We start from the raw sequence: 25,220 nt of genomic DNA on the forward strand, positions 1-25,220 counted from the left end.
TATCCTCTCTAGTTTCCAGAATTTTCTTCGATCAATTGCGTCAATCGATTTTCAAAGGTCTTCGTTGCATCGTAGCCCATCGTTTTCGCTCGGAAATTCATGGCAGCGACTTCGATAATGATCGCAACATTTCGTCCAGTTTTTACGGGGATCTTGATTTGTGGTACATCGACGCCACCAATTTCAACCGTCGTATCATCGGTTCCTAGTCGGTCATACTTTTTGTCTTTCGCCCAAGCTTCTAAATACACTGCTACTTGAACCTGCATATATCCGCGTACGGCACTGGCACCAAAAAGATTCATGACATCGATGATCCCGATCCCGCGGATCTCGATCAAGTGCTGCAAGATTTTCGGCGGTTCCCCTACCAAAGTCAATTCATCTTGCTTATACACATCCACACGGTCGTCAGCGATCAACCGATGCCCACGTTTGATCAACTCTAAGGCTGTTTCGCTTTTACCAATTCCACTATCGCCTTGGATCAAAACGCCCAAACCATAGACATCCACTAATACTCCATGGACACTGGTTCTTGTTGCTAAACGCCCATCGAGAAAACTAGAAAGCTCTCCTTGCAGACGTGACGTTGAGATGGGCGAACGTAGAATCGTAATCTCGTGTTCTTTGCAGGCTTGAATCATTTCTGCTGGTACTTCCAAGCCGCGAGAAACAATAAATCCCGGTGTATCATCGGCACACATTTTGCGCATCACCATCAAGCGTTCTTCTGGCATCATTCGTTCCGCAAAGGTGATCTCTTTGCTGCCGAATAATTGCAGACGATCATGGGAATAGTAATTAAAATAACCCGTCAATTCCAAACCAGGTCGGGAAATATCGCCGGTAATGATTTCTCTTTCTAAACTGTTTTCAGTTCCTTCCACTATCTCTAAATTTAAAGCCTCCGCCAGCTCGCTGACTTTGACGGTTTCTGCCATAGGTTTTCCCTCTTTTCTCAATGATTCTTGCCGTTGCTTCTTGTAAACGACACTCTGGTTCTATTTTATCATTCTATCAGTAAAGTTACTACCTTCGCCAATAGAAGTCCTCATTCTTTTTCGTTTGTGTTATTATTTTACTAAGGAGGGATTTTTAATGAAATTTTCAGCATACAAGTATCAACGCCCTGATTTTCCAGTTTATCAAGAAACATTCAAAAAAGCATTAGCAAACCTTCAGTCAGCCAATACCTTCTCGGAGGCGAAGCAAGCCCTTGATGCTTTGAACGAACTAAGAGGAACGATCGATACCGCAATGAACTTGGCTTCGATCCGCTATTCGATCGATACCAACGATGCCTTTTATGAAGCAGAAGACACCTTTTGGAATGAATACCAGCCTCATTTTGAAGCTCTGGATTTTCAATTCTATCAAGCGCTCCTGGCTTCACCTGTCTTAGATGAATTAAAAGCCGAATATCCAGAAACACTTTTTTTATTTGCCGAAAGCCGTGTGAAGCTTTTTGATAAGGCCTTGATCGAATTATTTCAAAAAGAAAACCAATTGGCTTCCGATTACAGCAAATTGGTCGCTTCTGCCCAAATCGACTTCCAAGGAGAAACCTATACCCTCGCACAACTGCGACCATTTACCGAAAACAAAGATCGCGGTGTTCGAAAAGAAGCGTTTGAAAAACAAACGGCTTTCTTCACGGAAAATGAAGACCGTTTTGATCAAATTTATGACGAGATGGTCAAGGTTCGTACCGAGATCGCCCACAAGCTCGGCTTTGAAAATTATGTTGCCTTTGCGGATACCCAAATGAATCGTTGGGACTATGATCGTTCAATGATCGAGACCTATCGTCGGGAAATTTTAGAAAAAGTCGTCCCAATTACCCAAAAACTGTACCAAAGACAGGCGCAGCGTAATCAATTAACTCAGGCAACCTTTACCGACCTGCCGCTTGTTTATCCTAGTGGTAACGCAGAGCCTAAAGGAACTCCTGAAGAACTAGTAGAAAAAGCCCGTGTGATGTATCAGGAACTATCCCCTGAAACTGGCGAATTTTTTGATTTTATGGTCGAGCATGACCTACTTGATCTACTAAGCAAAAAAGGCAAACAATCTGGCGGCTATTGTACGTTTATCCAAGACTATCAATCGCCATTTATCTTTGCCAACTTTAACGGCACTTCTGGCGATGTCGATGTTTTGACCCACGAAGCTGGCCACGCGTTTCAAGCCTTTCGCTCTCGTTGGATCAAAGAACCGGAAATTCTCTTTCCCAATTATGAGTCTTGCGAGATCCATTCAATGTCGATGGAGTTTATCGCCTGGCCATGGATGGATGCTTTTTTTGAAGAAGAAACAGAAAAATACAAATTTGCGCATCTTGCTAGTAGCCTGCAATTTCTGCCTTATGGCGTTTTAGTGGATCACTTCCAACAAGATGTTTATGAGCATCCCGAATGGTCACCAGCACAGCGCAAAGCCCGTTGGCGGGAATTAGAGCGCCAATATTGCCCAGAACGGGATTATTCAGAATATCCAGACCTTGATCGTGGCTTGTATTGGTTTAGACAAGGGCATATTTTTGAATCACCTTTCTATTATATCGATTATACATTGGCGCAAGTGTGTGCGTTCCAATTTTGGTATCGATTCATCGTGGCAAAAGACGAAACCGCTTGGCAAGATTATTTGGCCATCTGCGAAGTCGGCGGCACGAAAACATTCCTTGAGATCCTGTCTCTTGCTCATTTGCGTTCACCTTTTGAAAAAGGGGCGCTTGATGAGACGTTACAGGCAGTAGATACGTACCTTGCTGCTATCAAAGAAGAACAGTTAAACTAAAAAAGACGTTTCCGTTTCTCCACTAGCTTGATAGCTAGTGGGAGAAAACGTGAAACGTCTTTTTAACGTGAATATTTTTCGATATGGTGTTCGGTCACGATCATATTGATCACTGACATGATCAGTGCCACTAATAAAGCAGCCCCAAACGAGGAAAAGCCGAAGTTGGCTGACCCAACAAAATATGAAGTCAAATTCAGCATGAGCGCATTGATCACAAAGGTGAAAAACCCAAGCGTCAGTAAAGTCAATGGAAATGAAATGACGATCAAAATTGGTTTAATCAAAGCATTCAGGATCGACAGTACGAAACTGGCGATCACTGCAGTCATAATGCTTTGAACGTGGATCATATTTGGTAATAGAACCGCCAATGTGACAAACGTCAGTGTATTCATGATAAGCCGTTGAAAATAAGACACTAGAAGTCACTCCAGTCCTCATCCTCCACCTTTTCCGCTTCTTTACGGGGACGATTTGCTTCATTGTATTTGTTTTGTTTGTAGTAGTGATTGTCGTGACCATATCCTGAGGTGCTCTTGCGTCCTGAAGGAATCAAGACCGCCATGATGATATATAAAGTGATTCCAGGGAACCCAGCAGTCACTAAAGATAGAAAGACATAGATCACGCGAACGATGGTTGGATCGATTCGCAAGTATTCTGCCAGACCCCCTAGAGTACCTGTAATGACAACGTTATTGGCTGATTTTGTTAATTTTTTGTTCATTTATCTACACCTTCCTTCTTTTCTTTAATGAGTGTAAACCCAGCGATTCTTATTTGTCTGTATCTTTGATAAAGACATTTCCTGTTGTTGTGGATAGATCGATTTGAGCGACTTTATCGGCAACCCGACGGAATTGCAATAGTTGGTTTAGGCGTTCTTTTTTCTCACGCACAACTTCCATCTCGCTTAAACGATTGTTGATGCTACCTAAACTTGTTTTTGCGATCCCTTCAAAACCGATTCCTGTCGGTAATGCTACTTTGACATTCCCATTTACAGAGCTGGCGTTTAATTTTTGGACCGTTTCTTCTTTGTAGGTCACACGGATATTGCCGTTAACTAAAGAAATGCCGGTATTTTGTGGCGTTGCTGTCAACGTAACGTCGCCGTTCACCGTTTCGATAATGGCATCTAAAATCTCACCCTCTTGAACAGTGATCGTTCCATTCACGCCTTCAATCTCTAACATCGATGCGTTTACTTTGCGGAAATCGATATTGCCGTTTGTTGATTTTGTATAGACATCTTTCGCATCCAATTCATTGAATGTAACATTGCCGTTCAACAATTTCACTGCCACATGATCATAGGTCCGTTTTGGCAAGTAGAAAACGAGATCGGCACGAATGCGTTTGTTGGGAATTTGGAAAGAGATGCGTTCATCATCGACATTGATTTGGCTTCTTGCTTCAAAAGCATCGAAAGGCTCCGCCGCATCCATTTTACCATATAGTTTGATTTTGGCATCTACTTTGACACCTGGTTCATCCCATAATTGGAAGGAAACATTGCCGTTTGCCAATTTCACATCGATTAATGTCGCTGCCGTTTCATCATAGCTGAATGTGTGCTCAAATTTTGTCGCTGCAACACCAGGAACTTTCAAGTTGATGTCTTTCCATTCCATGTTGTCATTGACTGACTCTGTCACTGCCCGAACCGTTTTCTTCAAGAAGTGTCCGAAGTGTGTGCTGGCATCGACCATTTTTTCACTTACTTGGTTGAAGGTGTCAGTCGCTTGCTCTTTCCAATCCTCTGGAATATCTAATTTTTGAGAAATTTTTTCTTTTGTTTGAGACCATTGGTCTTTGCGAATATTTTTTAATTTTGCTTCCAATTCTGCTTTTTCTTCAGATAAACCATCTAAGGTTTCTTCCAAGGCAGTAATGGTCGCTTCTGTTTCGTGACGCGTAGCCAATTCATCTTCTGACAATTGATCCAACTCTTCTTTGGTGTTCAATTGCATCAGTGTTTCTTGTGCTTCTTTTAATTCTTCTTTGACGCCAAGAATTTCAGCATTGATTTCGTCCAACTCAGCAGATGCTTGGTTGGCTTCCGTTGCTAAACCATCGAGAATCTTTTCAAGATTTTCTTTGTCTTGCGCTTCGTTTTGACGAAGTTTTTCTTCGCCGTCAAACGTGAACATCTCATCGTCGTTTTCAGTATCATCAAAAGGGCTTGTCGCATTCTTATCCGCGGTTACCTCAGCAGCAGCTTTGTTAATTTGTTTTTCGTCTTTGGCTTTTGCCATACCTTCTAGTAAATCTAAGGCTTCTTCTGTAGAAAGCACACCTTTTTTTACTAGATCCAATATACGTTCTCTTTCGTTCATGGAAATTGCCTCCTTCAGCAAATGTGTGATTGCAAGTTTAGCTTACGAACCTATTATGCCTTGTTTTTGCAAAAGTGTCATAGGTCTTAAGTACCAAGTTTTTCTCAATCTGCAGATTGGCAAGCAAAACCGACACTTTTTCTTCATTACACTAGGCTCAAAACGATCTTCCTATTATTAACAGTACCACGAAAAACCAATAGAAACAAAAGTTTCAGCTAGTAGCAGCCTTGAGGAATAGGCCTGCTAGAGCAAATGAGCGATTGCTCCTTTCACTGCAGGTCGGCGACGAAAAGCATAGACGGCTCAACTAGTAAATTTCAGGGACGATAGAATCGATTTCCATTGGCCATCTTTATGGTGGAGCCATTTTCTAATTTGCCTATCCTGTTCACGTCATCGATTGAAGCGATTCTTCCAAATCAAAAAGACCGCCGAGAGAAGTTACTCCTTAAAGGACAACTTCTTTCGACGGTCCGTCCCATCTCTTTTAAAAGAGATATGTGATCAAGAACCCAAGCTGGTTTCTTAAATCATTTCCGTACGGTTTGTATTCAATTCACTGATTTTCCCAGTAGCAAGATACACGATCCATTCACAAATATTCGTTACGTAGTCACCGATTCGTTCCAAGTATTGAGCAACGGATAAATAATCGGTCCCACTGACAACTGTTTCTGGATTTTCTTTCATACTCTCGATCGTTTTGTAATAAATGTCTTTGTAATATTCATTGACCCGATCGTCCATTTGAGCGATCATACGGGCATCTTCTTGGTCGGTCTTTACATACGCCACTAAAACATTATCAACCATTTTTTTGACGTAATCCGACATATCTGAGATTTCTTTTTCGATTTCGGCGATCCGCGTTTCGCCTTTGACCCGTATCGTTGACTTCGCGATGGATACCGCATGGTCCCCCATCCGCTCCAAGTCAGAGCTGGCTTTCATAACGGTAATGATCATTCGTAGATCGGTCGTTACTGGTTGTTGCAAAGCAATCATCTCAAAGCTCTTTTTTTCTAAACGAACCTCCATATTGTTGATCGCCAAATCATTTTCAATTACTTCCTGCGCAATTTCTTTGTCATGTCTGACATATGCTCGCACAGATTTATGAATGGCACTGCTGACTAGCATCCCCATTTCATAAAATTGATTGTGTAAATTTAATAACTCTTCTTCAAATTGTGTACGCAACATCCCTTTTCCTCCTAACCAAATCTTCCTGAGATATAATCTTCTGTTTCTTTTTTGCTTGGACTTAGGAACACTTTTTTCGTGTCATTGAACTCGATCAAGTTGCCGTCCAAAAAGAACGCGGTTTTATCTGAGATTCTTGAAGCTTGTGACATGTTGTGAGTCACGATGATCATGGTGTAGCGTTCTTTCAGCGCTAGAAGGGTATTCTCGATTTTCCCTGATGAAATGGGGTCTAACGCACTGGTTGGTTCATCCAGCAAAATGATTTCTGGATCGACAGCCAATACCCGAGCGATACAAACCCGCTGCTGTTGTCCACCTGATAAAGAAAGCGCACTTTGGTGAAGTTTGTCTTTGACATCTTCCCAGACAGAAGCTGCTTTCAGGCTTTCTTCTACCGTCTTATCAAGAATCTCCTTGTCCGTGACTCCTTTTAATTTTAACCCATAAATCACATTTTCGTAAATTGAAAAGGGAAAAGGATTCGGTTGTTGAAAAACCATCCCGATTTCTTTGCGCAAATCAACGATGTCTTGCTTTGGACTATAAATGTCTTTCCCTTTATAGACAACACTTCCTGTAATTGTCACACCAGGGATCAAATCATTCATTCGATTAAGAGAACGCAAGTAGGTCGATTTCCCACAACCTGAAGGTCCGATCATTGCCGTGATCTCGCCTTTTTTGATGGAAAGGTCGATTCCTTTCAATGCTTCTTTTTTTCCATAGTATAAATGCAGATCTTTCGATGTAATAATTTCTTCTGCCATTGTTTTGCCTCCGTTTACTGATCGAATCGGCTCAGCCAAAATGACCGGATACGTAATCTTCTGTTGCTTTAATTTTTGGACGAGTAAATATCTTACGGGTCTCATCGTACTCGATCGCATTTCCTAAGTAGAAAAAGGCAGTATAATCGCTGATCCGAGCAGCTTGCTGCATATTATGGGTCACGATGATGATTGAATAGTCGTTTTTCAAGTTGATAAGAGTTTCTTCCACTGTCCCTGTTGAGATTGGATCAAGGGCACTAGCTGGTTCATCTAGAAGCAAAATATCTGGTTTCATCGCAATTGCTCGAGCGATACACAGACGTTGCTGCTGTCCACCGGACAATGCCAAAGCACTTTTGTCTAAGCTGTCCTTTACTTGATCCCAAAGTGCGGCTTGTTTCAAGCTGGTTTCGACTGCTTCATCCAATTTCTTTTTGTTTCTTTCTCCATGACGTCGCAAAGCAAAGGCGATATTGTCATAGATCGATTTACTGAAAGGGTTTGGTCGTTGGAAAACCATGCCGATACGCTTGCGCATTTCGAAGACATCGACTTCTTTTGTATTGACGTCGACTCCTTTATACATGATGTTTCCTGTGACTCTCGTGTTTGCGATCCCATCATTCATTCGATTCAAAGAACGCAGATACGTTGATTTACCGCAACCGGAAGGTCCGATCAATGCGGTGATTTTATTTTTTTCAAATTGTAGATCAATGCCTTTGATGGCTTCATTTGATCCATACCATACATGCAAGTCAGTGGTATAAAGCGCCACATCTTCTGGTTTATCGAAGGTAATGATATTTCGATCGTCCCAATTGTAATCGTTCATACTGTCATTCTCCTTATGCTGACGTCATTTTCTTGTACAACCGTTTGCCAGCTGCACGGGCGCCAAAGTTAAATAGCAAGACGGCAATGATCAATACCGCGGAAGCCCCGGCTGAAACTTGAGCGCCATCAGGCATCGTACCTTCTGTATTGATTTTCCAAATATGGACTGCCAGCGTCTCCGCTTGTCGGAAAAGACCGATCGGGCTGGAAACACTCAATGGATTCCAGTTTGTAAAATCAAGGGCCGGTGCACTTTGTCCTGCAGTGTAGATCAGCGCTGCCGCTTCACCAAAAATCCGACCAGAACTTAGAATGACCCCAGTCAAAATCCCTGGTGTTGCTTCTGGAACAATGATGCGTGTGACAGTTTCCCAACGGGATAAGCCTAACGACAAGCCCGCTTCACGCTGCGTATAATGAATCGCTTGTAGAGATTCTTCCACATTTCTAGTCAATAGTGGCAAATTGAAGAAAGTCAATGCCAAGGCACCTGAAATGATCGAAAAGCCATAACCAAACTGGATAACAAAGACCAAGAAACCAAAAAGACCGACAACCACAGAAGGCAGTGAACTCAAGATTTCGATCGATGTCCGAATGATATCCGTCAACCAGTTTTTCTTCGCATATTCTGATAAGTAGATCCCCGCTCCTAAAGAAATCGGAAAACTAATGATCATTGTCACTAAAAGCAAGTATAGGGAATTGAACAATTGGATGCCGATCCCGCCACCTTCTTGATATGCTTTTGAAGAAGAAGTCAGAAACTCCCAATTGATATGGGGAATACCACGTACCAAAATGTACAATAGTAAGGAAGCCAAAATCAAAACAATGACTCCAGCAACAGCATACAAGACGCCGGTAGCAATTTTATCTGAACGTTTTGCATTCATTATTTCAATGCTCCTTTCTTCCCAATAAAGCGAATGACAATGTTAAATAGTAAGGACATCAATAAGAGAATCAAGGCTAATGACCATAGAACGTTGTTTTGGACTGTTCCCATGATCGTATTCCCAATACCCATGGTTAAGATCGATGTCAATGTTGATGCAGGTGTCACTAAGCTCGTCGGCATCAATGCCGCATTACCGATAACCATTTGGATCGCCAATGCTTCCCCAAATGCGCGAGCCATTCCGAAAACAACTGCCGTTAAAATCCCAGGGACAGCTGCTCGTAAAACAACTTTATAGATCGTTTGCCAGCGTGTTGCACCTAAAGCTAAGGATGCCTCACGGTAGTGCCGAGGGACTGCCCGTAACGCATCGACAGTCATCGTAGTCACTGTCGGCAAAATCATGATAAATAGGACAAAGGTCCCCGCCAAGATCCCAAACCCTGTACCGCCAAAAACCGAACGGACTGCAGGTACAATGACAGACAAACCGATAAAACCATAAACTACAGAAGGAATACCGACTAATAGTTCGATAACGGGCTGCAAAATCTTCTCTCCGTTACGAGGGGAGATCTCCACCATAAAGACTGCTGCACCGATCGCAAATGGTGTTGCGACGATCGCTGATAGGAAGGTTACGAAGAACGAACCAAGGATCATCGGTAAAGCACCTACTAATGGTTGGCCATCAGGACCAACAGCACTTGGATTCCATTGCGTACCAAACAAAAAGTCGAAAACATTGACTTTGTCTACAAAGAATGTCGCTAATCCACGGCTAGCAACGAAATAAAAAATGGAGATCACAACCAATACAATCAACGCAATACATAGAAAGCTAACCAGCTTTCCTCTTTGTTCCATTCTTGCGCGCTTGGATTTTTTTGTTAACACTTCTTTTACATTTTCCACGAGGGTTCCTCCTCAAAAATCAAACTAAACTCATAACCATTAGTTTATCGGTTCAACATCAATTTCTGTTAAAGCTTGTGTAAATTTTGTGTAAAGATTACTCGACGATGTTGCCTTCCCAATCTCTTTCCACCTGCATGATGGAAATTGGAATATAACCCAGATCCCCGACGATATGCTCTTGTACTTCATCAGAAAGCATATATTCGAGAAATTCAGCGGTTAATCCCGTTGGTTCTCCTTTTGTATACATATGCTCGTAAGCCCAAACTTTCCAATCATTGGTCGTTACATTTTCAATCGTTGGTTGAACCCCATCGATCGAAAGGACGTTGACTTCATCCGTTACATAAGAAAATGCAACATAACTGATGGCACCTGGTGTATCTGAAACGATCGAACGGACCATCCCACTAGAATCTTGCTCTTGGGAAGGAATCGCTGTTTCACCATCCATGATCCATTTTTCAAACGTGCTTCTCGTACCACTACCTGTCGCTCGATTCAACAAAACGATGGGCAGATCATTTCCGCCAACTTCACGCCAATTTGTAATATTTCCTAAGAAGATATTTTTTAAGTCCTCTGTTGAAATATCCGTGATCCCAACGCCTTTGTTGACGATCGGTGTGATACCCACCGTTGCCACTCGGTGGTCAACGAGTGCATCCGCATCGATCCCTGGCTTTTCTTCTGCAAACAAATCAGAATTCCCAATATCGACTGCACCTGCTTGGACTTGACTTAACCCAGTGCCGCTCCCGCCTCCTTGGACATTGATAAATCGCCCAGGATTTGAGTTTTGAAATTCTTCTGCAACGGTTTCTACGAGTGGCTGCAAGGCAGAAGACCCGACTGCTGTGATCGATTCTCCTCGATCTGCCCAGCTTGCACATCCTGAGAGTAAAATAACCAATCCGATGATAGGACTTAGAAGTTTTAATTTTTTCATCATAACGCTCCTTGTACTTTCGAAAGTCATTGATTATAAAAATCAATTATTTTCATTTTACCATTAGTTGAAATCAATGAAAATTATTATTTGCTTTTTTTTCTTAAGCTGAGTCTGTCCCTTTATTTAAAACGCTTTTTTTCTTTTACAAAATAACTATTTTGTAAATAAAATGACAAGATTTCTTAATTAAATTACGTGCATCCAGAAGGTATGCTGTGCTATACTGTGAGAGGAAACGTATTTTAAAAAGAACATAATTATTAATCTTGCTTCCCCAATCAAGTACAATATGTTGTTATGTTCAGCGTTTTCACGATTTCATCAACATTTCCCCAAAATGTCTGTTGAATCGAAACGGCAGAAAGAAGCATTCCTATGCATCTTCTGCCGTCTTTTTTTTATTCTAATTCACTTAACCATGCTGCCATCTGCTCAATAATGGCTTCTTGCTGTGCTTCATTTGGTAGATCCGCTGCTGCTTCTCCTTTTTGTAACCCATAGGTACCAAAGCCAGCATGATTGCCGCCTTCGATCGTTTGGAACGTCGTAGTTTCTGGAAGGAGGCTGCGGGCAGCCTGCCAATTTTCTTGATTCACTACTTGGTCTTGACTGCCTGAGAGTGACAACACAGCAATCGATTGATCAGCTAAGGATCCTTTTTCATCTGGGTAACTAGCAAAGAAAAAGACGCCTTTTAACTCGTTGTCGTTTTCAGCCAACTGATTCGCTGCAAAACGGCTTGCCATGACGCCACCTAATGAATGACCGCCAATGACATAAGAGCTATGAGGAATTTCTTTCAAGACCTCTTCTGCTCGATTGCCTGCTAAAACAGCCATGTTAAAGGGCATTTTAACGATCGCGACAGGATAGCCTTTTTCCGCTAAACCTGCTGCCCATACACTATAGCTTTCGGCATCGACAAGAGCACCAGGATAGAAAATAACCAAAGGCTTTTCTTCATCTCCAGCAAAATAGAGGACATTTCTCTCATCATCTGCCTCTTTCGCTGCTGTAACTGCAGCATCCACTGCTGGGTAATGCAGTTGTTGCCAACCGACCCAACCGGCAATAGTTAAAATAACAACGGTGATCAATACACCGATCAAAACTTTTGTTCTTTTTCTCATCATATCCTCCTGCAAAAAAAGAAGATCAGGAAAGGATGGCAGACGAAAGTTGCGGGTCCATCATCTCCTGAATCTTTCTATAAGTGTTTCCAATTTTTATCGGTGAGCCAGCGCCAATAGTTCTCGTGCATGTTCGATCGTTAAATCGGTGATTTCTGCACCTGAGAGCATACGGGCGATCTCAGCCACTCGTTCTTCTTCTGATAATTTACGGACATGGGTTTCTGTCCGACCTTCTTGAATTGCTTTTTCGATAAAATATTGATTGTCCGCCACAGCCGCTACTTGCGGCAAGTGGGTGATACACAAGACTTGCGAATTCGCAGCGATCTTGGCGATTTTTTCGGCGATCGCCTGAGCTACTCGGCCACTGACCCCAGTATCCACCTCATCAAAGACAATACTAGTGATTCCTTGCTTGCGGGAGAAAATCGATTTAAGCGCTAATAAGATCCGGGAAAGCTCTCCTCCAGAAGCAACTCGCACTAACGGTTTCATGCCTTCACCGGGGTTGGTGGTCAAATAAAACTCCACGGTATCAAAGCCGCTGCTGCTTAATTGTTTTGAGCCAGATGCAAACCGTACTTCAAATTGCGCGTGCTCCATATACAGCTCTTTTAACTCTTGAACGATTTCTTTTTCTAAACGATGAGCCAATTCACGTCGTTTGACGTGCAAGGCTTCCGCCAGCTGCCAAACTGCTTCAGCTTTTTGAGCAAGCTCTTCTTCTAATTGCTCCAACTGACCTTCCGTATAGGCTGATTCGCTGATTTCTTTACTGATCTCATCATAATAAGCAAGGATCACAGGAATCGACTCCCCGTATTTGCGCTTCAATTGACGAATCGTTTCCAGCCGTGAAATGACTTCTTCCAGTCGGCCTTCATCTAATTCAAGGTTGTCGACTTGCCGCGAAATATCAGTGGCTGCATCTTGCAACAAGTAATACGCACTTTGAATCGCTTCACTGATTTTTTCATACGCGGGATCAAGATGGGCGATCGACTGGATTTCTGATAGAGCTACACTGACCCCATCTAGGCTATTAACTTCTTCGGCGGATAGAGCGCCATAGCTTTGCCCTAGAGCATCCACGATTTTTTGATAATTGGTCAGTTTTTCTCGTTCATCGATCAGCTGCTCTTCTTCATTTTCCATCAATTCCGCTTGGGCAATCTCTTCTTGTTGAAAACGCAGCATGTCCATTCGCTGCACATAGAGCTGCTCATTTTCTTGAATGGTCCGCACATGTTTTTCTAAGGAGCGATAGGCTTGATAGGCTTGACGGTAACTTGCAAGTTCCGCTTTAAAGGCATCATCTCCAAAACCATCCATCAACGCCAAATGTTTTTCTGGCTGCAGTAGCTCTTGATGCTCATTTTGTCCTTGGATATCAACTAAAAACAAGCCGATTTGGCGCAAAACCGACAAGGTAACGGTTCGACCATTCACACGACAAATAGTTTTACCCGATTGAGAGATATCCCGTTGTACGATCAGAACTTCTTCTTCATCAATACCCAGATCGGCAGTCAATTCTTTGAACTCCTGCTGATTCGGCCATTCAAAAATCCCTTCCAAACGGCATTTTTCTGCGCCTTGACGCAAATAGTCACTGGATCCTCTGCCACCTGCTAGTAAGCCCATCGCATCGATAATGATTGATTTTCCAGCACCTGTTTCACCTGTTAGAGCCGTCATCCCCTCATGAAAAGACAGGTGCAAGTTGGAGATAATCGCAAAATTTTGGATCGACAATTCTAAAAGCATCCCTTGCCTCCTCTTTTATACGTAACGTTGGAAATCCTTGAATAGGTTCTCGGTATCTGCTTCTGTTCTGGTGATCATCAAGACGTTGTCATCATCGTTTAGCGTGCCAAATAATTCTTTGGCATAACGCTTATCGATCAAATTCGCCAAAGCCGAAGCATTGCCAGGCAGTGTGCGCAGGATCACAAATTTGTCCATTCGATCGACAGAAACAAACGCCGTTTTTAGGATTTTATCTAGTTTACCACTCACGTCTTCCGTTGTCTCTTGTGGAATACTATAGCGATAGCCGCCTTTTTGGGAAGGAACTTTCACTAACTTCAATTCCTTGATATCCCTTGATATGGTTGCTTGTGTGACTGAGACGCCGCGATCTTTTAACAACTCGACAAAATCTTCTTGTTTCTGAATATCTTGTTCACTTAACAATCGTGTAATCAAGCGATGCCGTTCTTTTTTTCTCATCTCTTGTTCCTCCTGAATGAATTCCTACTAATTTTATCCTATTTTGCGCAAGAAAGAAAGAGAGCCGACAAGTAAAATGTCCACTCTCTTCCATTCTTTATTTTGGTTGATGAAAGGTCTCATGTGCTGATGCAACAACTTTCGGGATGTCGATCCCTGCTGCGGTGCCTTCTTGCAGGCTTTTCTTTAAATGTACGATAAACTCGATATTCCCTTCGCCACCAGTGATTGGTGAAAAACTTAGGTTTAATACATCGAATTTTGTTTTCTTAGCGAATGCCAGTACTTCCTCCAACACTCGTTCATGGGTTTTGGGGTCACGAACGATCCCATTTTTTCCGACCGCTTCTTTGCCCGCTTCAAATTGTGGTTTGATCAGCGCCATCACTTCGCCATCCGCTACCAAAATATCGTAAAGGGGAGGTAAGATCAGTTTAAGTGAAATAAAAGAAACATCGATCGTAGCGGCTTCAGGAAGACCATCCAGGAAGTCTGTTGGTTTTGCATAACGGAAGTTGACCCGTTCCATTACAATCACTCGCTCATCTTGCCGCAGCTTCCATGCTAACTGATTGTAACCGACATCCAGTGCATAGCTTTTTTTGGCGCCATTTTGCAGCGCCGCATCAGTAAAGCCACCGGTGGAAGCGCCGATATCTAACATGATTTTATCGGTTACGTCAAAATCAAAAACTTTGAGTGCTTTTTCTAACTTGAGACCACCACGAGAAACATAAGGCAGCTTCTTCCCTTTGATCTGCAGCAGTGTATCTGCGGCAATTTTTTCTCCAGGCTTATCTAGGCGCTCATTGTTTTTTTCTTTGTACACCAATCCAGCCATCACTCCTCGTTTGGCTTGCTCGCGGGTCTCAAAGAGGCCTTGCTGGACAGCTAAAACATCTACTCGTTCTTTCTTCATGCGTTCCCTCGAATCTCAAATCGTTCCACAAATGCCAATAAAACATCCGGCGTAAATTGACCGTATTGGCTTAATTGTGCCAGAATTTCTTTGGCTTTGCCCAATTCTTCAGTCAAGGCTTGCTGCGCGCCTGCTAAGCCAAGTAAAGCAGGATAGGTACTTTTCGCCAACTCGTCATCTCGGCGGACAACTTTGCCTAGCTCTTCGGTCGTACTAGTGGCATCTAACAGATCGTCGCGAATTTGAAAGGCTAACCCAATATGCTGGGCAAAGCGATCCAATTCATGCAGAACCTCTTCCGTCTGGTCGGCTAAAACACCTCCGGCAATCACCGCAAAGCGAATCAATTCGCCGGTTTTCCGTTCATGAACAGACATCAATTCCTCAAGACGAAGCGCTTGGTTCTCCCCTTGAATATCGGCTGCTTGGCCGGCAACCATCCCTTGCGTGCCCGCTGCTTTACTCAACTGCTGCAGCAGCAAGACTTTTTGATTGGCTTCGATTTCCGCCATAGCGACTAATTGAAACGCAGCCGTCAAAAGACCATCTCCAGCTAAAATCGCTAAAGCTTCACCAAAAACCTTATGGTTGGTGGGTTTGCCTCGACGCAGATCATCGTTGTCCATTGCTGGCAGATCATCATGGATCAGCGAATACGTATGCACCATTTCTAGGGCTGCTGCACACTGGTACACCGCGGTATTGATGGGTTTGTGAAAAGCGGCGACTGTTGCTGCCAATAAAAGCGGGCGAATACGTTTGCCGCCGGCTTGGATCGAATACTGCATGCTTTCAAATAATCGTTGATCAGAAGTGTGTTCTTTGACAAAGCGTTCCATGACTTCTTCGATCAATGGGGCGTGTTCTTTTGTGAATTCTGTTAAAGCACTCATTGGTTTTCCTCTTCAAAAGGCACTTCTTCGTTAGATTCTGTCATCATTTTTGTTAAGGACTTTTCCGCTTTACTCAAAGTGTCCTTGCATTGCTTGCTCAAAACCATGCCTTTTTGAAAAGCATCTAACGCTTCTTCCAATGGAACATCGCCTTGTTCCAAACGGGTTACGATTTGTTCTAATTCTTGTAATGATTCTTCAAATGTTGGATTTGCCATGATTAACTCCTTCTGTACTAATAACTTCGACAAGTGCTTGGCCATCTTGGTAATGGATCGTCAGCTGATCTTCTGGCTCGATCGCATCAATCGATTTGATCACCTGCTCATTTTTCGTGGTATAGCTGTAGCCGCGTCCCATGATTTTTAGTGGGCTTAGCAAATCAAGGGATTGGACTGCATTTGCAAATTGATTTTCTTTTGCTGCATAGATATCTTTCATGGCTTTCGTTAAGCGTTGAGAAAGATAGCTGACCTCTTGATTGCTGGCTTGTAATCGCGCTTTTGGTTGTTGTTGTGCCAACCGTGAAATCAATTGCTGTGCCTGGCGATCCTTGTCATAAAGCAAGGTTTGCAAGCCTTGCTGCATCCGCTGCTGCAACTGATCGAGTTTGATGGACTGTGCCTCATACAAGCGCTCTGGTTGTCGAAAAACATACGATCCAATCACTCGCTGATAGCGTTCTTGTTTGTACTGGATCTGGTGCATAAATGCTTGCTCTAATCGGGCTTGTCTTTCTTCGATCCGCAAAATCTCCTCCGACAGCACTGGCACCGCTAATTCGGCAGCGGCGGTCGGAGTTGCCGCCCGCACATCCGCCACTAAATCGGCAATCGTCGTATCGGTTTCATGCCCCACTGAAGAAATAATGGGGGTTTTTGCATCAAAAATGGCTCTTGCCACTCGTTCTTCATTGAAAGGCCAGAGGTCCTCGATCGATCCACCCCCACGTCCGATGATCATAGTATCAAAGGTCCCATCGGCTTCGACTCGTTGGATATTTTTCACCACATCATCCGCAGCTTTATTACCTTGTACCACGGTTGGATACAAAACGATCTGAGCAATGGGGTAACGCCGCTGTGTCGTCGTGATGATATCTCTGATCACCGCCCCACTAGGACTGGTCAAAACTGCGATGCGTTTCGGGTATTTCGGCAAGGACTGCTTCGGTGCAGAAAATAATCCTTCCGCTGCCAATTTCTGCTTTAATTGTTCATAGGCTTGATAAAGAGCGCCGACACCGTCTGGTTCCATGTGATCGATCACCATCTGGTAATTTCCGCTTGCCTCATACAGAGTGATACGCCCAACCGCCATGACTTTCATGCCCTCTTCTGGTTGAAAGCGCAGCTTGTCAAAAGCGCCTTTGAACATGACGGTCGAAATTTTTGCACCATCATCCTTCAAACTAAAGTATTGGTGATTGGGGCGCCGACGAAAATTGGAGATCTCCCCTGTCAAATAAACCCGCTCTAGATATGGATCGACGTCAAACTTACGCTTGATATATTTTGTTAATGCGGTCACCGTTAAATATTCTTGCGCCATTTAGTTTTTCATTGTCTCCTTTGCTGCCTCGATCGTTTGGGCCATCAACATCGTGATCGTCATTGGACCTACACCTCTAGGTACCGGTGTGATATAGCTAGCGATCGGTTCGACTTCATCAAATTTCACATCGCCGATCAACTTGCCGTTGGCATCACGATTCATTCCGACATCTATCACCACAGCCCCTTCTTTTACGAAGTCTTTTGTGACAAAATGACCGCGGCCGATCGCCACGACTAAAATGTCCGCTTGTTTTGCCAACTCGGGCAGATTTTTGGTTTTTGAATGAGCAATAGTCACGGTGGCATTTGCCCCCAAGAGCAAGTGCGCCATTGGTTTTCCGACAATGTTGCTGCGCCCGATCACTAAGGCATTTTTCCCTTCCAATTCAATCCCATACGCAGCAAACATTTTCATGATGCCATAAGGGGTACAAGGAATTCGGTCAGGTACACCTGCGAATAATTTTCCTAAATTGATTGGATGAAAGCCGTCGACATCTTTTTCTGGTTTGATGGCTAACAGTACTTTTTCTTCATTGATATGTTTTGGCAAAGGAAGTTGAACCAAAATGCCATGAAAGGCATCATCGTTATTGAACTGTTCGATTTCTGCTAATAATTCTGCCTCAGTAATGGATTCAGGGTAGCGGGCAACACGGGAATTGATACCGATTTTCGCCGCAGCTAGTTCTTTATTTTTTACATAAGTCTGACTCGCTTTGTCTTCCCCAACAAGCAAAACAACTAATCCCGGTGTCACACCCTGCTCTTTTAGTGTTGCTGTCTCTGAAAGAAACGCTGCTTGCATTTTTTCAGCCAATTCTTTTCCATTGATCAATGTACCCATTCTGACAACTCCTCCAACCTGATTATACTGACTTAGTTTGTAAAAAGAAACGCACCAATCGTTTGTCGATATGCTTCTTCATGTTTTCTATCATAGCATTTTCTGAAAAGAAAAACACCGTCTAAGGCTCCCTTTTTTCGGAAAAAACGAGGGTAAACCGACAAAGTGCGTGCAAAAAAACCGAACGATCAAGCAGGACCGTCAAAACAAGGCGGCTGCTCATAAATCGTTCGGTTTCTGACTCGATCGAAAAAAAGCTGATCTCTTTTGATCGATCGTGTTAGGGCTGAAAATTACTCACTTACTTGGTTGGTTTTTGTTTCTAGCTCTTGATTGACTGTCGATAAAATACCGTTGACAAACTTTCTGGACTGATCATCACTAAAAGTTTTCGCTAACTCGATCGCTTCATTCAAAGCCACACGATTCGGCACATTATCCACATAGATCATTTCATACAAAGCAATTCGTAAAATCGTCACGTCCATTTTTGATAAACGCTGGATTTTCCAACCAGCTTTTAAATGATTTTGAATGACTTCATCCAAGGCTTCTTTGTAATGACAGACACCTGCCACTAATTGATCTAAATAAACAGGCACAAAATGCTCTTGTTCTTCATCGATCAATTCATGGTGTTCCAACTCGATGGCATGCATGATGGCATCTTGTTTCGTTAAATCTTTATTAAAGTCTAGTGGAAATAAAGCTTGTAACGCCATTTTCCGTATTTCATGCCGTGATAATTCTTTACTCATTTTCTTCCTCATCGTTTCCAAATAATTCTTCGATGTCTGGTAAATCTACTTTTTCTGGCACGACTGCCACAACATGAACATTTACTTCAGCCAGTTGTACATCTGTCATAAATAAGACTTGCTGTTTGACCCGTTCTTGGATCTCCATTGCCACTTTAGGCACTGACATCCCATAAGTGATATAGCAATAGATGTCCACTTTGATCCCTGTTTCATCGATCGTTAAGTAGACCCCTTTGCCATGAGCTGCGCGACCTAATAATTCAGTGACACTGTTTGCCAGTGTTCCTCGCATCCCATAGACACCTTCCACTTTAGAAGCAGCGATCCCAATAATGATCTCGATCACTTCTGGCGCGATGACGATCTCGCCTAATTCAGGACTTGCATTTAATACAAGGTTTTTATCTTCATTCATACGTTTTTGCCTCCATTCTAAACAGCTGTACCGTATTGTTTGTAAAAAACCGCTCGTTTTTTCCGTTTGAAGCAAACCAACGCTTGATTCAATCAATAACATCCATGGCACAGTGTTTCTTCTCGCTCTAAGTTTATCATTTTCTGCACTGAGAATCTATAATAACCCACTATTCTCAATGAATTTTCTGAAAAACAAGGTCGATGAATCAGAGAATGATCAATTCTTTCGGTGAATGTGTCAACACTTTATTACCAGTTTCGGTGATCAAAAGATCATCTTCGATTCGAACGCCGCCAATTCCTGGAAGATAGATTCCTGGTTCATCTGTAATGACGTTTCCGACAACAAATGCTTTATCAGCGCGGAAAGATACATTTGGTCCTTCGTGGATCTCTAAACCAATCCCATGACCTGTTGAATGTCCAAAGGCATCTCCGTAGCCAAAGGAAGCAATGTGATCCCGAGCGATCGCATCTAGTTCAATTCCGGTCATTCCAGGTTTTGCTGCTGCCAAGACTTTTTCTTGTGCTTCAAGTACAATTTGATAGATTTCCTTCAATTTATCGCCAGGATCGCCTACTGCAAAGGTTCTAGTCATATCAGACACATAGCCTTGATAATAACAGCCAAAGTCTAACGTGATCAGATCACCTTGTTCGATCACTTTTTCACTGGCAACTCCATGGGGCATTGCTGAACGCAGACCACTAGCCACGATCGTTTCAAAAGATACGCTTGTGGCACCTAATGAACGCATAAAGAAATCCAACTGATTCGCCACTTCGATTTCGGTCATTCCTGGGCGGATCATTTTCAAAATATGTTCAAATCCTTGATCGGCGATATGGCAGGCTTGTTGGATCAATGCGATCTCTTCCTCATCTTTGACTTCCCGCAAAGCCTCGATCATCCCCGATACAGGGGCTAGTGATGATTCCTCGATCAAGTCTTCTAAGACGGAGTATTCAGCAAAGCTGACGAAACTTTCTTCAAATGCTAAGACATTGATTTCTTCACTTTGGCAGATGGTTGCAACTTCTTCAAAAATCGGTCCGCTATTTTTTACGATCTCAAATCCTTGGGCTTGGGCAGCTGCTTGCTCTGTATAGCGGAAATCTGTTACAAAAAAAGCTTTGTCCAACGTAATGACTGCTAAACCAGTTGTCCCAGTAAAGTTTGTCAAGTAACGCAAATTGTATGGGCTGGTGATCAAGAACCCATCAATCGAATCTTTTCTCATTGCTTCACGTAATTTTTCAACTCTTAACATGTATCGTTCCCTACTTTCTTGTTCTATACGATAGTATTATAACAAACTTCCAGAAAAAGCGGAAAGCAAGCGAAAAGTTTTCTAAAAAATCAAGCAATATGAATAAACGATAGAGTACTTTAAAAAGATTGCCGTGTGATCTTTCGTTGTTCTCTTCTAAATGATGGCTTCCGTGCACAAAAAAAAGCAATTCAATCAATGAATTGCTTTTTTGATAATTATCTTTTACGTCCCAAAAAGAACGATACGACTGCCACGAAAATGACCGCGCCGATAATCGCAGGCACGATAGCCATTCCTGCTACTTGCGGTCCCCAAGTGCCAAAAAGGCCTTGACCAATCGATGCGCCTACAAGTCCCGCAACGATATCAAAAATACAACCGCGTTTTTCGCCTGCAATGGCACCACCGATTGAACCGATGACCGCTCCTACGATCAATGTCCATAAAAAGTGCATACTAACCCCTCCTAAACTTTCTTAAAAAAGGGTACCATATTGAGAATCAATTGGAAAAATATATGCTCTCTTGTTATTTTCTGCGAGTGAAGGCTCGTTTCAATACATCAAAAAAGCCTAATGAGTGCACCATATGGTCTGGATCGACGTATTCACGAATCGCTCGCAAGACTTTTTTTGGTTCTTTTGAGGAGAAGGTATACGTGCCATTCTTTTTGGTGCGGATCGCATAGCGTGGTATCCAATGGCCTTTGAACATGACCGAAGCGATCACATAGTCGACATCTTCCCATGGGATCTGAATAAACTTGCGTTTGTCACGGTCATTGTAAAACTCAAAGGCTTTATCGCCGATCATGATTTTGCCGTACTCATTGATCCCTAAAAAAGACGTAGCATCGATCGTCAAATCCACTTTTGTATTAAGAGATTGTACCATTTGCGCTTACTCCATTCTATATCGTCTTATTATCTTATTATACGTGTTTGCAGCAGGTTTGGCGAATAAATAAAAAGGTACTTGGGTTGCCCCAAGCACCTTTCATTGAAAAGATTATAACAATCCGATCAAGTGTCCACCGATACCGACTAAGAATAGACCGATAATAATGATGATTGGAGAAACTTTTTTCTTCAATAACCACATACATAATAAAGTAAGCAATAGTGCAGCTAGACCAGGAATCAATTGATCCAAGTTGTTTTGCAATGTTGTTACTTTTGTATCAGTCAACGCACGGCCTTCAGCAACTTGTTGGAAGGCTTGTTGCAAACCAGCAGAGCCAGAAGGCAAGTTCGCCCAATCGACATAAGCACCTTCATCAAGCGGTACGCTTGAGACAACTGGCGCAAATGAGATCGATACCCAACGCTGAACGAGTGACCCTAATACGAACATCCCTAAAATTGAAGCACCTTTTGTTACATCTTGCAACAATCCGCCTGAAAGGTCATCAGTGATTTTTGAACCAGCACGATAGCCGAATTCTTGTGTGTACCACATAAATGCCCAACGGATGATGTTCCATGCAACGAAGAAGATGATTGGACCTAAGATGTTTCCAGCTAAAGCAAGAGAAGCACCTAGAGCACCTAACATCGGACGTACAGTAAACCAGAACACAGGGTCACCGACACCGGCTAAAGGACCCATCATCCCAACTTTTACCCCTTGGATCGCTACGTCATCAACAGGCGCGCCATTGGCACGTTCTTCTTCTAAGGCTAATGTTACCCCTAAGATTGGCGATGCGATATATGGGTGAGTGTTAAAGAATTCTAAGTGACGCTTCAATGCAGCGGCACGGTCTTCTTTTGTTTTGTATAATTTTTTGATTGCTGGAATCATTGAGAATGCCCAACCACCATTTTGCATACGTTCATAGTTCCATGAACCTTGAATGAAGGTAGAGCGCCATGCTACGGCTAAACGATCTTTTTTATTTAATTCAATTTTTTCTGCCATTTTTTTCTCCTCCTTCGATTCTAATAGTCATTCAAGATATCGCCTAGAGGGTCGCCAGTGTTGCTGCCGCCGCCTCCATTTGATGATCCGCCCATTTTAGTTAGGTTCAAGTAGATCAATGCGATTGCTACTGCCAAAGCACCGATAGCGATCAATGTCAATTGAGAAATAGCTGCGATAACGAAACCGATAATGAAGAATGGCCATACTTCACGAGTTGCCATCATGTTGATAACCATTGCATAACCAACGGCAACGACCATACCACCACCGATAGCCATACCATCAGTTAACCATGCAGGCATTGATTCTAAGAAGTTTTGAACAGTTGCAGCAGGAATTGCCAACAATGCAGCTGCAGGAATCGCAATACGAACCCCTTGCATACATACAGCGATCACATGCCACATTTCGATTTTACGAATGTTGCCTTCTTCAGCAGCAGCATCCATAAAGTGAACGATTGGCACAGCCAATGTACGAACGATCATTGTCAAGAACAAACCAGCAACAGCTAGAGGGATCGCAACGGCAATCGCTGTATCAACACCAGCAGTTCCTTGTCCACCTAAAACTAAAATAATTGCAGATGCAACAGACGCCAATGCAGCATCAGGTGCAACAGCGGCACCGATATTTGCCCATCCAAGTGCGATCATTTGTAATGATCCGCCCAAAATGATACATGCTTCCAAATTACCGGTCACTAAACCGATCAAAGTACACGCGACTAGCGGTTGATGGAATTGGAATTCATCCAAGATTCCTTCCATACCAGCTAAAAAGGCAACGAGTACTACTAATACCATAGATATAATAGTCATGATAGACCTCCTATTTAGTTGAATACGTTTCTATTTATTCGCCAATTCATTTTTGGCTTTGCGTAAGATTTCGTCCATGTTGTCTCGAGAGTCATTTGGCACTTTACGCACATCGAATTTGATGCCGCGTCCTTTTAGATCTTCAAATGTATTCACATCGTCCGTACCCATCGACAATACTTTACTTACAACAACTTTCCCAACAGAGTGAGCCATTGAACCAACGTTCACCTCAGTGATGTCAACGCCACCTTCAACTGCACGCAACACATCTTGTGGGTTTTCAAATAATAGTAAAGCTTTCGTATTCCCGAAACGAGGGTCTTTAGAAACTTCGATCATTTTATCCACTGGAATGACGTTCGCTTTTACTCCTGGAGGAGCTGCTTGTTCGATCAGTTTTTTACGCAAATCATCTTTTGCCACTGCATCAGAAACAACGATGATCCGAGATGGATTAACTGATTTTGTCCAAGCTGTAGCGACTTGACCATGTAGCAAACGAGAATCCACACGCGCAAGCACGATTTTGATTTTGCCATCGCCTAGAACAGTTCCCGGAGGAAGTGATCCTTTAGGTTGATCGTCTTGCACAGCTTTTGGTGCTGTCGCTTCTTCTGGTTCAAGCTCTTCTGGTTTGACCTTAACCCCTTCTTTAGCTGTTTCAACGATGTGCGCAGCGATTTCATGCGCAGTGTTCATTGAAAAACGTGAAGCATAGGCTTCGATCACCATTGGTAAATTCATACCAGCAACGATTGCCCATTTGTCTTTGTGATCTTCAAACAAGCTGTTTGCTTGGTTGAAAGGAGTACCACCCCAAAGATCAACTAAGAATAATACTTCTTCTTGATCGTCAAATGTAGCAATTGCTTCTTGCATTTTTGCCTTGATGTCATCTGGACCTTCACTTGGCATCAATGTAACAGCTTTAACATTTTCTTGTTCGCCGAAGATCATTGAACCAGATTGCAAAATGCCGTTAGCAAATTCTCCATGACTTGCTAGGATAATTCCTACCATCTTTTTACCTCCTATATCAAAATTGAAAAATGTGACACGAATACGAAAGAAAAAACAACATCGAAAAAATTAAGGGTGACTACCTTCTTTTTCCAAAATATCCTTCAAAAAGATTTTACGATCAGCTGGAACTTTGCGTATCTCTACTTCTATGCCTTGATTTTGCAAATAAAGCAGCGAAGCAAGATCTTGATCATTGACTGACACGAAATTAGTGATCATCCGTTTTCCCATTGAAAAGCTCATGCCGCCGATATTGACGGAACGAATGTCAATGCCTCCTTTGACCAGAGTCACGACATCTTGAGGGTTGGTAAATAATAACATGACTTTTTGCGTATTAAATAATGTGTTATGCGCCACCTCAAGCATTTTTGCTACTGTCACCACATTGGATTTGATTCCTGGTGGAGCAGCTTCTTTCAAGAGAAACTTCCGTAATTGGTCATTTGCGACCTCATCACTGACCACGATGATTCGATTGATACCAGTCATTTTCGACCAAGCTGTGGCGACCTGACCATGAATCAACCGATCGTCGATTCGGGCAAGACGTATATCCATTCCCATTGTGCAAGCCTCCTACATCCATCGATCCGCTTTTCATATTGAGGATCTGTTCTTTTTTCAATCACCTCCTGTATCCACTTATATAGAAGCAAGAAGCGTGCCAAGTTTTTTCGATACACT

Annotated in this window: 28 protein-coding genes; 1 reads left to right on the forward strand and 27 read right to left on the reverse strand. The window is 42.8% G+C overall.

Annotated features, from left to right (window positions below; all coding sequences use genetic code 11):
• Nucleotides 1–8 precede the first annotated feature (8 nt).
• Nucleotides 9–944: an HPr(Ser) kinase/phosphatase gene (gene hprK / locus P0G38_RS10545; protein WP_005235388.1), complete on the reverse strand. Its 936-nt coding sequence runs from the start codon at nucleotides 942–944 to the stop codon at nucleotides 9–11.
• 157 nt (nucleotides 945–1,101) lie between these two features.
• Between hprK and P0G38_RS10550 the strand changes: the two genes are divergently transcribed.
• Nucleotides 1,102–2,802, forward strand: coding sequence for a M3 family oligoendopeptidase (locus tag P0G38_RS10550; RefSeq protein WP_086295090.1), 1,701 nt, complete (start codon nucleotides 1,102–1,104; stop codon nucleotides 2,800–2,802).
• A 62-nt stretch (nucleotides 2,803–2,864) separates the two neighbouring features.
• On the opposite strand, the gene P0G38_RS10555 is transcribed toward P0G38_RS10550, so the two are convergent.
• The 26 genes from P0G38_RS10555 to P0G38_RS10680 all read right to left on the reverse strand — a co-directional run bounded on the left by P0G38_RS10555 (nucleotide 2,865) and on the right by P0G38_RS10680 (nucleotide 25,094).
• On the reverse strand, nucleotides 2,865–3,224 hold the full coding sequence (locus tag P0G38_RS10555; RefSeq protein ID WP_005225788.1) for a phage holin family protein: 360 nt from the start codon (nucleotides 3,222–3,224) through the stop codon (nucleotides 2,865–2,867).
• Nucleotides 3,224–3,532, reverse strand: a complete 309-nt coding sequence (locus P0G38_RS10560; RefSeq protein ID WP_005225787.1) for a PspC domain-containing protein — start codon at nucleotides 3,530–3,532, stop codon at nucleotides 3,224–3,226. The genes P0G38_RS10555 and P0G38_RS10560 overlap by 1 nt, the downstream gene beginning before the upstream one ends.
• A gap of 49 nt (nucleotides 3,533–3,581) precedes the next feature.
• Nucleotides 3,582–5,144, reverse strand: a complete 1,563-nt coding sequence (gene liaX / locus P0G38_RS10565) for a daptomycin-sensing surface protein LiaX (protein WP_074931614.1) — start codon at nucleotides 5,142–5,144, stop codon at nucleotides 3,582–3,584.
• 528 nt (nucleotides 5,145–5,672) lie between these two features.
• Nucleotides 5,673–6,350 (reverse strand): phosphate signaling complex protein PhoU, encoded by a 678-nt coding sequence (gene phoU / locus P0G38_RS10570; protein WP_010748004.1) that lies wholly within the window; start codon nucleotides 6,348–6,350, stop codon nucleotides 5,673–5,675.
• A gap of 11 nt (nucleotides 6,351–6,361) precedes the next feature.
• Nucleotides 6,362–7,120 (reverse strand): phosphate ABC transporter ATP-binding protein PstB, encoded by a 759-nt coding sequence (pstB, locus tag P0G38_RS10575; protein ID WP_005225784.1) that lies wholly within the window; start codon nucleotides 7,118–7,120, stop codon nucleotides 6,362–6,364.
• 31 nt (nucleotides 7,121–7,151) lie between these two features.
• Nucleotides 7,152–7,958: a phosphate ABC transporter ATP-binding protein PstB gene (gene pstB, locus P0G38_RS10580; RefSeq protein WP_005225783.1), complete on the reverse strand. Its 807-nt coding sequence runs from the start codon at nucleotides 7,956–7,958 to the stop codon at nucleotides 7,152–7,154.
• 13 nt (nucleotides 7,959–7,971) lie between these two features.
• A complete protein-coding gene (gene pstA / locus P0G38_RS10585) occupies nucleotides 7,972–8,856 on the reverse strand; it encodes a phosphate ABC transporter permease PstA (RefSeq protein ID WP_005225782.1) in 885 nt (294 codons plus the stop codon).
• Nucleotides 8,856–9,776, reverse strand: coding sequence for a phosphate ABC transporter permease subunit PstC (pstC, locus tag P0G38_RS10590; RefSeq protein WP_005225781.1), 921 nt, complete (start codon nucleotides 9,774–9,776; stop codon nucleotides 8,856–8,858). The genes pstA and pstC overlap by 1 nt, the downstream gene beginning before the upstream one ends.
• A gap of 97 nt (nucleotides 9,777–9,873) precedes the next feature.
• Nucleotides 9,874–10,728, reverse strand: a complete 855-nt coding sequence (locus P0G38_RS10595; RefSeq protein WP_010748000.1) for a phosphate ABC transporter substrate-binding protein PstS — start codon at nucleotides 10,726–10,728, stop codon at nucleotides 9,874–9,876.
• A 401-nt stretch (nucleotides 10,729–11,129) separates the two neighbouring features.
• A complete protein-coding gene (locus P0G38_RS10600) occupies nucleotides 11,130–11,861 on the reverse strand; it encodes an alpha/beta family hydrolase (protein ID WP_275850769.1) in 732 nt (243 codons plus the stop codon).
• 96 nt (nucleotides 11,862–11,957) lie between these two features.
• The gene (recN, locus tag P0G38_RS10605) at nucleotides 11,958–13,631 is read right to left on the reverse strand and encodes a DNA repair protein RecN (protein ID WP_016610293.1); all 1,674 of its coding nucleotides are present in this window, start codon (nucleotides 13,629–13,631) and stop codon (nucleotides 11,958–11,960) included.
• A gap of 15 nt (nucleotides 13,632–13,646) precedes the next feature.
• Complete coding sequence (gene argR / locus P0G38_RS10610) at nucleotides 13,647–14,096, reverse strand: arginine repressor (protein ID WP_005225777.1); 450 nt, start codon at nucleotides 14,094–14,096, stop codon at nucleotides 13,647–13,649.
• A gap of 97 nt (nucleotides 14,097–14,193) precedes the next feature.
• Nucleotides 14,194–15,015: a TlyA family RNA methyltransferase gene (locus tag P0G38_RS10615; RefSeq protein WP_005225776.1), complete on the reverse strand. Its 822-nt coding sequence runs from the start codon at nucleotides 15,013–15,015 to the stop codon at nucleotides 14,194–14,196.
• A complete protein-coding gene (locus P0G38_RS10620; RefSeq protein ID WP_275850777.1) occupies nucleotides 15,012–15,908 on the reverse strand; it encodes a polyprenyl synthetase family protein in 897 nt (298 codons plus the stop codon). Before P0G38_RS10620 ends, P0G38_RS10615 begins: the two co-directional genes overlap by 4 nt.
• The gene (locus P0G38_RS10625; RefSeq protein ID WP_005235356.1) at nucleotides 15,905–16,126 is read right to left on the reverse strand and encodes an exodeoxyribonuclease VII small subunit; all 222 of its coding nucleotides are present in this window, start codon (nucleotides 16,124–16,126) and stop codon (nucleotides 15,905–15,907) included. Before P0G38_RS10625 ends, P0G38_RS10620 begins: the two co-directional genes overlap by 4 nt.
• Nucleotides 16,107–17,459 carry an exodeoxyribonuclease VII large subunit gene (xseA, locus tag P0G38_RS10630; protein WP_010747995.1) on the reverse strand — a complete coding sequence of 451 codons (1,353 nt, stop codon included), beginning with the start codon at nucleotides 17,457–17,459 and terminating at the stop codon, nucleotides 16,107–16,109. Before xseA ends, P0G38_RS10625 begins: the two co-directional genes overlap by 20 nt.
• On the reverse strand, nucleotides 17,460–18,311 hold the full coding sequence (locus P0G38_RS10635) for a bifunctional methylenetetrahydrofolate dehydrogenase/methenyltetrahydrofolate cyclohydrolase (RefSeq protein WP_005235351.1): 852 nt from the start codon (nucleotides 18,309–18,311) through the stop codon (nucleotides 17,460–17,462).
• Between the two features lie 293 nt (nucleotides 18,312–18,604).
• Nucleotides 18,605–19,069 (reverse strand): transcription antitermination factor NusB, encoded by a 465-nt coding sequence (gene nusB / locus P0G38_RS10640; protein ID WP_034858046.1) that lies wholly within the window; start codon nucleotides 19,067–19,069, stop codon nucleotides 18,605–18,607.
• On the reverse strand, nucleotides 19,062–19,487 hold the full coding sequence (locus P0G38_RS10645) for an Asp23/Gls24 family envelope stress response protein (protein ID WP_005225770.1): 426 nt from the start codon (nucleotides 19,485–19,487) through the stop codon (nucleotides 19,062–19,064). Before P0G38_RS10645 ends, nusB begins: the two co-directional genes overlap by 8 nt.
• A 208-nt stretch (nucleotides 19,488–19,695) precedes the next feature.
• Nucleotides 19,696–20,760 (reverse strand): M24 family metallopeptidase, encoded by a 1,065-nt coding sequence (locus P0G38_RS10650; RefSeq protein WP_275850792.1) that lies wholly within the window; start codon nucleotides 20,758–20,760, stop codon nucleotides 19,696–19,698.
• Nucleotides 20,761–20,978: 218 nt separating this feature from the next.
• The gene (locus P0G38_RS10655; RefSeq protein WP_005225767.1) at nucleotides 20,979–21,218 is read right to left on the reverse strand and encodes a GlsB/YeaQ/YmgE family stress response membrane protein; all 240 of its coding nucleotides are present in this window, start codon (nucleotides 21,216–21,218) and stop codon (nucleotides 20,979–20,981) included.
• A 73-nt stretch (nucleotides 21,219–21,291) separates the two neighbouring features.
• Entirely contained in the window at nucleotides 21,292–21,657 is a 366-nt protein-coding gene (locus P0G38_RS10660) for a DUF956 family protein (protein ID WP_275850795.1), read from the reverse strand.
• 114 nt (nucleotides 21,658–21,771) lie between these two features.
• Complete coding sequence (locus P0G38_RS10665; protein WP_128488982.1) at nucleotides 21,772–22,683, reverse strand: PTS system mannose/fructose/sorbose family transporter subunit IID; 912 nt, start codon at nucleotides 22,681–22,683, stop codon at nucleotides 21,772–21,774.
• A gap of 20 nt (nucleotides 22,684–22,703) precedes the next feature.
• Entirely contained in the window at nucleotides 22,704–23,507 is an 804-nt protein-coding gene (locus P0G38_RS10670) for a PTS mannose/fructose/sorbose transporter subunit IIC (protein ID WP_005225764.1), read from the reverse strand.
• A gap of 30 nt (nucleotides 23,508–23,537) precedes the next feature.
• Nucleotides 23,538–24,530 (reverse strand): mannose/fructose/sorbose PTS transporter subunit IIA, encoded by a 993-nt coding sequence (locus tag P0G38_RS10675; protein ID WP_275850802.1) that lies wholly within the window; start codon nucleotides 24,528–24,530, stop codon nucleotides 23,538–23,540.
• Between the two features lie 69 nt (nucleotides 24,531–24,599).
• Nucleotides 24,600–25,094 (reverse strand): PTS sugar transporter subunit IIB, encoded by a 495-nt coding sequence (locus P0G38_RS10680; RefSeq protein ID WP_026008065.1) that lies wholly within the window; start codon nucleotides 25,092–25,094, stop codon nucleotides 24,600–24,602.
• Nucleotides 25,095–25,220: the final 126 nt, after the last annotated feature.

This window comes from Enterococcus casseliflavus (assembly GCF_029215545.1).
GTDB classification, from domain to species: domain Bacteria; phylum Bacillota; class Bacilli; order Lactobacillales; family Enterococcaceae; genus Enterococcus_D; species Enterococcus_D casseliflavus.

What these genes read in the sequence shown, in the direction of transcription:
- hprK (WP_005235388.1), bottom strand. Translation starts at nt 944, where the DNA reads ATGGCAGAAACCGTCAAAGTCAGCGAGCTGGCGGAGGCTTTAAATTTA.
- P0G38_RS10550 (WP_086295090.1), top strand. Translation starts at nt 1,102, where the DNA reads ATGAAATTTTCAGCATACAAGTATCAACGCCCTGATTTTCCAGTTTAT.
- P0G38_RS10560 (WP_005225787.1), bottom strand. Translation starts at nt 3,532, where the DNA reads ATGAACAAAAAATTAACAAAATCAGCCAATAACGTTGTCATTACAGGT.
- liaX (WP_074931614.1), bottom strand. Translation starts at nt 5,144, where the DNA reads ATGAACGAAAGAGAACGTATATTGGATCTAGTAAAAAAAGGTGTGCTT.
- phoU (WP_010748004.1), bottom strand. Translation starts at nt 6,350, where the DNA reads ATGTTGCGTACACAATTTGAAGAAGAGTTATTAAATTTACACAATCAA.
- pstB (WP_005225784.1), bottom strand. Translation starts at nt 7,120, where the DNA reads ATGGCAGAAGAAATTATTACATCGAAAGATCTGCATTTATACTATGGA.
- pstB (WP_005225783.1), bottom strand. Translation starts at nt 7,958, where the DNA reads ATGAACGATTACAATTGGGACGATCGAAATATCATTACCTTCGATAAA.
- pstA (WP_005225782.1), bottom strand. Translation starts at nt 8,856, where the DNA reads ATGAATGCAAAACGTTCAGATAAAATTGCTACCGGCGTCTTGTATGCT.
- P0G38_RS10595 (WP_010748000.1), bottom strand. Translation starts at nt 10,728, where the DNA reads ATGAAAAAATTAAAACTTCTAAGTCCTATCATCGGATTGGTTATTTTA.
- P0G38_RS10600 (WP_275850769.1), bottom strand. Translation starts at nt 11,861, where the DNA reads ATGAGAAAAAGAACAAAAGTTTTGATCGGTGTATTGATCACCGTTGTT.
- recN (WP_016610293.1), bottom strand. Translation starts at nt 13,631, where the DNA reads ATGCTTTTAGAATTGTCGATCCAAAATTTTGCGATTATCTCCAACTTG.
- argR (WP_005225777.1), bottom strand. Translation starts at nt 14,096, where the DNA reads ATGAGAAAAAAAGAACGGCATCGCTTGATTACACGATTGTTAAGTGAA.
- P0G38_RS10615 (WP_005225776.1), bottom strand. Translation starts at nt 15,015, where the DNA reads ATGAAGAAAGAACGAGTAGATGTTTTAGCTGTCCAGCAAGGCCTCTTT.
- P0G38_RS10620 (WP_275850777.1), bottom strand. Translation starts at nt 15,908, where the DNA reads ATGAGTGCTTTAACAGAATTCACAAAAGAACACGCCCCATTGATCGAA.
- P0G38_RS10625 (WP_005235356.1), bottom strand. Translation starts at nt 16,126, where the DNA reads ATGGCAAATCCAACATTTGAAGAATCATTACAAGAATTAGAACAAATC.
- xseA (WP_010747995.1), bottom strand. Translation starts at nt 17,459, where the DNA reads ATGGCGCAAGAATATTTAACGGTGACCGCATTAACAAAATATATCAAG.
- P0G38_RS10635 (WP_005235351.1), bottom strand. Translation starts at nt 18,311, where the DNA reads ATGGGTACATTGATCAATGGAAAAGAATTGGCTGAAAAAATGCAAGCA.
- nusB (WP_034858046.1), bottom strand. Translation starts at nt 19,069, where the DNA reads ATGAGTAAAGAATTATCACGGCATGAAATACGGAAAATGGCGTTACAA.
- P0G38_RS10645 (WP_005225770.1), bottom strand. Translation starts at nt 19,487, where the DNA reads ATGAATGAAGATAAAAACCTTGTATTAAATGCAAGTCCTGAATTAGGC.
- P0G38_RS10650 (WP_275850792.1), bottom strand. Translation starts at nt 20,760, where the DNA reads ATGTTAAGAGTTGAAAAATTACGTGAAGCAATGAGAAAAGATTCGATT.
- P0G38_RS10655 (WP_005225767.1), bottom strand. Translation starts at nt 21,218, where the DNA reads ATGCACTTTTTATGGACATTGATCGTAGGAGCGGTCATCGGTTCAATC.
- P0G38_RS10660 (WP_275850795.1), bottom strand. Translation starts at nt 21,657, where the DNA reads ATGGTACAATCTCTTAATACAAAAGTGGATTTGACGATCGATGCTACG.
- P0G38_RS10665 (WP_128488982.1), bottom strand. Translation starts at nt 22,683, where the DNA reads ATGGCAGAAAAAATTGAATTAAATAAAAAAGATCGTTTAGCCGTAGCA.
- P0G38_RS10670 (WP_005225764.1), bottom strand. Translation starts at nt 23,507, where the DNA reads ATGACTATTATATCTATGGTATTAGTAGTACTCGTTGCCTTTTTAGCT.
- P0G38_RS10675 (WP_275850802.1), bottom strand. Translation starts at nt 24,530, where the DNA reads ATGGTAGGAATTATCCTAGCAAGTCATGGAGAATTTGCTAACGGCATT.
- P0G38_RS10680 (WP_026008065.1), bottom strand. Translation starts at nt 25,094, where the DNA reads ATGGATATACGTCTTGCCCGAATCGACGATCGGTTGATTCATGGTCAG.